Annotated in this window: 5 protein-coding genes; 2 read left to right on the top strand and 3 right to left on the bottom strand. The window is 63.4% G+C overall.

Annotated features, from left to right (window positions below; all coding sequences use genetic code 11):
• The first annotated feature begins 70 nt into the window (after positions 1 to 70).
• Entirely contained in the window at positions 71 to 889 is an 819-nt protein-coding gene (locus VGL01_RS15100) for a hypothetical protein (RefSeq protein ID WP_331570657.1), read from the top strand.
• Between the two features lie 38 nt (positions 890 to 927).
• Here VGL01_RS15100 and VGL01_RS15095 read toward each other — a convergent pair whose 3' ends face one another.
• Complete coding sequence (locus VGL01_RS15095) at positions 928 to 2,220, bottom strand: aspartate carbamoyltransferase (protein WP_331570655.1); 1,293 nt, start codon at positions 2,218 to 2,220, stop codon at positions 928 to 930.
• Positions 2,221 to 2,564: 344 nt separating this feature from the next.
• Here VGL01_RS15095 and dapA point away from each other — a divergent pair, with 344 nt between their 5' ends.
• Positions 2,565 to 3,419, top strand: a complete 855-nt coding sequence (dapA, locus tag VGL01_RS15090; protein WP_331570653.1) for a 4-hydroxy-tetrahydrodipicolinate synthase — start codon at positions 2,565 to 2,567, stop codon at positions 3,417 to 3,419.
• Between the two features lie 31 nt (positions 3,420 to 3,450).
• Here dapA and VGL01_RS15085 read toward each other — a convergent pair whose 3' ends face one another.
• Together VGL01_RS15085 and VGL01_RS15080 are read right to left on the bottom strand one after the other, a co-directional pair.
• Positions 3,451 to 5,199 carry a tetratricopeptide repeat-containing glycosyltransferase family protein gene (locus VGL01_RS15085; RefSeq protein ID WP_331570651.1) on the bottom strand — a complete coding sequence of 583 codons (1,749 nt, stop codon included), beginning with the start codon at positions 5,197 to 5,199 and terminating at the stop codon, positions 3,451 to 3,453.
• A 7-nt stretch (positions 5,200 to 5,206) separates the two neighbouring features.
• On the bottom strand, positions 5,207 to 5,443 hold a 237-nt coding region (locus VGL01_RS15080), incomplete at its 5' end, for a high-potential iron-sulfur protein (RefSeq protein ID WP_331570649.1).

Below are 5,443 nucleotides of genomic sequence, written 5' to 3'. Positions count from 1 at the left end.
GCGCGCAGGTCGTCCGGACCGTTCAATGTATTGGATCTTTGAACGCGATGGAACACCGTCGGAACTCAGCATGGGACTCTCTCTATCGAGATGCCGCTCCGGTATTGCCGGCGACGATATTTCGTCGCCCACCGGCCAACGTTCGGCCGATACGCCAGGGCAGCGCGGCAGCCGCTTCGCGGCGTCGAGATCGGCGGTGCTGTCGCCGTTGTCGTCGCGCGCTGCGGCGCGGCCGGAGGGCCGGTTGCCCTATGAGGTGGCCGTTGCCGTCGGGGATCACTTGAATCTCGGCGCGCAGGCGAGGTTGGCCATGACGAGTCGCGCGACGCTCGGACTTCTACCGCACATAAGAGAGCGCGTCGCAGCGATCAAAGCCGCCGCCGAAAACGAGATTCAGGCGTTTGCGAACCCCCAGGGCACAGTGCTCGACGCCGCATCGCCGGCGCTTGGCCGTGTCACTGAGTTGCCGAAGGCGCTGCGAGCGGAAATCGTCGGTCGAGCGGTTGCCGAATATAAGCTTCCGGACACAGACCTGACAGAGGCAATCGAACCCGTGCGAGCCCGGTTCGCATTGCTATGTGAGCACGTAGTCGCGCTGCACGACCATCCCCGTTTCGCGACACTTGCCTCCCAATTGGTGACGAACGCGCTTGCGGAAACATACCGCACCGGGGACGACTGGGTTCACCTCAATAGCGGCGAGGCGCTGCAACATGCGTTGCCGGTTCTCGAGCGCTTACCGGAGCGCGATCGGCATCGACTCGCGAAGTACATGAGGCGCAATATCGTTCTCATGCTTCGAGTGGCGGATCGACCGGACGCGTTGAATGCGATCTCTCAGGCCGCAGGGCCGAGGCGAGGCCCCTTTTGCGGGTTGCTCCGGAATTAACGGACAGAGGCCAAGTTGCCTCGCGCATCCGTGGCGTCTCAATCGATGCCATGAAAGATCGCATCGTCCGGGCCGAGATAGGCCGGCGGGCGCCACGCGGCGTCGCGCATCGAATGACGCACCTGATTCTCCACCCCGAGCAGCACCGCAAAAATCGCCATGCGCACGGGAATGCCGTTGTCGGTCTGGCGGAAGATCGCCAGCCGCGAATCATGATTGAGGTCCGTCGCGAGATCGTTCGCGCCCGGCCGACTGTCGCGCGGCAGCGGATGCATGATCAATGTATCCCGCCCGCAGACGGCATCCACGAGGGCCTTGTTGATCTGAAAGTCGGGCGTATAGCCTTCGAACGACTCGTCCTTGAAGCGCTCCTTCTGAATACGCGTCGCGTAGACGACATCGGCGCCTGCGAGCCCCGCGGTCAGATCGTGCGTTTGTTCGATGACGTGGCCGTTGCGTGAAATCTGCTCGACGATATGCGAGGGCAGTTCGAGTGTCGGCGGTGAAATCAGCGTGAATTTGATGCCGCGATAAAGCGCGAGCAGCTTGACGAGCGAATGCACGGTGCGGCCATATTTGAGGTCTCCGACGAGCGCGATGTGCGCCCCGTCCACGATCTTGCCGAGGCGGGAGAACTCGCGCTGGATCGTATAAAGATCGAGCAAGGCCTGGCTCGGATGTTCGCCCGGACCGTCGCCGCCGTTGATCACGGGCAGGTTGGTCGCGCGCGCGAATTCGGCCACGGAGCCTTGCTCCGGATGACGCACCACGAGCGCATCGACATAGCCGCTCATGACGCGGCTCGTATCGTAGATCGATTCGCCCTTGGCCATCGACGAGAACGTGAAACCCGTCGTGTCGCACACCGTGCCCCCGAGCCGGCAAAAGGCCGCGCCGAACGAAACGCGCGTGCGGGTACTGGCTTCGAAGAACAGATTGCCGAGCACGGCGCCCTCCAGCACGCGCGAGATCTTCTTGCGCTGCGCGATGGGCTGCATGATGTCGGCAACGCGAAACAGTGCCTCCACGGCATCGCGCGAGAACTGATCGACCGAGAGGAGCTGCGGCTTGCCCTCGAACAGCATCTGGCTGGCGATCGATTGAAAATCTACACTTTGCGTATATTCGGGCGACTGCTCCCGACGCTCGACGATTTCCGAGACGAAGCGCTCGACGATCTCGGGCATGCTGCGCGATTCCTGCGAATCGTCGGGCAGGAGCCAGGTGTCGAGCGCGCGGCGACTGACGCCGATGCGGCTGGCGAACGCGTCGCGCGTCATGTTGAGGCGGCGCATGGCGTCGCGCAGGAAGGCTTGCTGGGGAACGCTCATGCCGTGGGCTCCTCGATCGATTTATACGCGTTGCGTATATTACGTTGCCGCAATAAGAAGTCAAGCTTTCGATTGATTCGATGGCGCAGTCCCCTGTACACTGCGTCGAATGGATTTCGACCGCCGCCCCCTCCTTGCCGCTTTTGACGACTTCGCTGCGCGCCTTGCGCCGGCGAACGCGGTGGCGTGCGCGGTTTCCAAAGCCAAAAAACAGCTGCTCGTCTGACCGGCGCGCTGTTGCCGTCGGGCGATCGACGGGACAGCGACAAGCCGCCTCACTTCTTACGCCACCCCTTCGCCGTTCGACGGATTCTCTTCGGTCAGTTCATCGAGGTGAAGAAAACATGTCGAATTTCTCTGGTATCTGGATCGCGCTCGTTACGCCTTTTTCAGCGGGTGCGGTCGATCATGGCGCACTCGCGTCGCTTGTCGAACGCTATCGCCGGCAAGGTGTGGCGGGCTTCGCTGCGCTTGGCACCACGGGTGAGCCGGCGTCACTCGCCCAGGACGAGCGCGAAGCCGTACTCGATACGGTCCTTCGGGCGGCGGGGGATACACCCGTTGTCGCCGGCGTCGCGGGCAATCAGACGGCGCAACTGCATGAGGCGGTGAGGCGGCTCAACGAACTGCCGCTGGCGGGCGTACTGATCTCGGCGCCTTATTACATCCGTCCGTCGCAAGCGGCCCTCATCGAGCATTTCTCCTCGCTGGCGGATCGAAGCGAAAAGCCGCTGGTTCTCTACGACATTCCGCACCGCACCGGTGTGCGCATCGAACTCGATACCGTGCTGGCGCTAGCCGCCCATCCTCGCATCACAGCCATCAAGGATTGCGCGGGCTCGGCCGAGACGACCCGGGCGCTGATTGCCGATGGGCGCCTGAACGTGCTGGCCGGTAACGACGATGCGATTTTCAGCACACTTTGCATGGGTGGCAGCGGTGCGATCTCGGCAGCGGCGCATGTTCGGACCGATCGTTTCGTTGCGATGTATCGCGCGTGCGAGCGCGGCGAGCTCATCGAAGCCCGCCGCATCTTCCACGAGCTCGCGCCGCTCGTGCAGGCGCTCGGTTCCGAGCCCAATCCCGCGCCTGTGAAGGCCGCGCTGGCCGGACTCGGCCTGCTGGTCAACGAGTTGCGTGCGCCGATGACGACGGCCAGCAGCGAACTCGGTAGCCGTCTTGCCCAATGGGCGGCTTAGCCGCCGCGTTTTGATCCTCTGACGTCGCCTGTCACCGGGCAGCCGTGGCGCGCTCGCGCAGTGTACGTGCCACGGCTGCGAGCACGGTGGTCCAATCGCCGAGCGAGGGCTGGCGAAAGAGCCGTGCGCTCGGATACCACGGGCTGTCCTCGCGCTCGAGCATCCATCGCCAACAGGTATCCAGGCGGTTCAGAATCCAGACGGGCCGGTTCATCGCGCCTGCCAGATGTGCGGTCGATGTATCTACCGAGATGACGAGATCGAGGTTGGCCACGAGCGCCGCCGTATCGGCGAAATCTTGCAGATCGTCGGTCCAATCGACGATGCGTCGGGCCGCTGCTTGCAACGCTCCCTGTCCGGCCTGGGCTTCTCGAAGCTGCGTGGCGGCGGCACCCTTTTGCAAGCTGAAAAACCGCACTTGAGGCACGTCGAGAATCGGCGCAAGCTGTTCGAAGGCGAGCGATCGACGCGCATCGTTCTTGCGCAGCTCCGGCACATGAGCACGAGCGCCGCCCGCCCAGACCAGCCCGACTTTCAATGCGCCCGAATCCGACCCATTCATCGCCTCGTCGATCCGAACGCGAAAACGCTCCGCGTCTTCATGGTCGGCGTGCAGATAAGGGACGGTCGCTGGAATGGTGTCGAGCGTCGTATGCAGTGCAAGCGGCAAACTCAGCAGCGGGCAGTGGTAATCGAAACGCGGCAGCGGCGCGCCGTGCTCGATCAGTTCGGTCACGCCATCGAGATCACGCAAAAGCCGCATCAGTTCCGGCTGCACTTCGAGGATCACGCGTGCGCCGCGTTGCGCGACGAGCGACGCGTAACGGCAAAACTGCAGGGTGTCGCCGAGACCTTGTTCGGCGTGAAGCAGGATGGTTTTGCCATCGAGCGGCGCATCGCCGCGCCACTGCGGCGCGTCGAACGCACGCGATCCCGCCGCGATACGTTTGCGTTGCCAGCGCCATTCGTATTCGGCCCATCCGTCGTCGAGTCGGCCGAGTTGGAGCAGGCACAGCGCACGGTTCCAGCGTGTCTCGACGGCCTGCGGCGCGAGCGCGAGTGCGCGCTCATAGCTTTCGAGCGCGTCGGCATGCCGGTTCAGATCGACGAACGTCAGCCCGAGATTGTTCCAGGCATCGACAAAATCAGGTGCGAGTTCGAGCGCGCGCGCGTAACTTTCCTGCGCTTCGAGCGGGCGATTGAGATCGCTCAGCGCGTTGCCGCGATTGCTCCAGGCTTGCGCGTAGTTCGGTCCCAGTTTCAGCGCCGCATCGCAGCTCGCGAGAGCCTCGGCGGCGAGCCCCAGGTCGCGCAGCGCGCAACTGCGGTTGTTCCAGGCTGCCGCAAAGTCCGGTTTCGCGGCCAGCGCCTGGTCGAAACTCGCGAGCGCCTCGTCCGGACGATCGAGTGCCGCGAGCGCCATACCGCGATTATTCAGGGCATCGGGAAAGCCGGGTTTGAGCGCCAGCGCGCGACTCGCGCTGGCGAGCGCCTCGCGCGGCCGACCCAAAGCGTTGAGCGCAAAAGCGAGATTCGAATGAAGCGGTGCTTGAGCGCCGTCGATATCGATGGCCCGCTGCAGCAGTTGTGCGCCTTCCTCGATGCGGCCGGTTTGCAGCGCGAGCGCGCCGAGTAGTTGGAGGGCATCGAAATGGCGAGGGCGCTGCGCGAGGATTTCGCGGTAGATCTCTTCGGCGTCGGAGAGCGCTCCGTTTTGCTGCAGGGCGATGGCTTGCTGAAGCCAAGTGGCGAGTTGTCGAGGATTGCCCTGTTGTCTCATTTAGCGATCACGTGTTCGTGTACTGGTTGCACCATCCTTTCGCGGCAACCTGCTTGTCGCCGAAAATCATGCAGCCTCCCCATTCCTGACCCGATTCGCCGCTGAACAGAGAACAATTCGCGCAGGTTTGGCCGACCTTGTAATTTGGGTTGCGGCGGACATCGACTTTCGAGGCGTCGTGCATATAAGCGTATTGCTTCGCTTGCGGATCGCTTTCTTCGAGCTTCGGCGCCGATCCGGCGGC

The organism is Trinickia sp., from assembly GCF_036503415.1.
Lineage (GTDB): Bacteria > Pseudomonadota > Gammaproteobacteria > Burkholderiales > Burkholderiaceae > Trinickia.
Note: the sequence above shows the minus strand (reverse complement) of the source record. Positions and strands in the feature narration are given on the sequence as shown.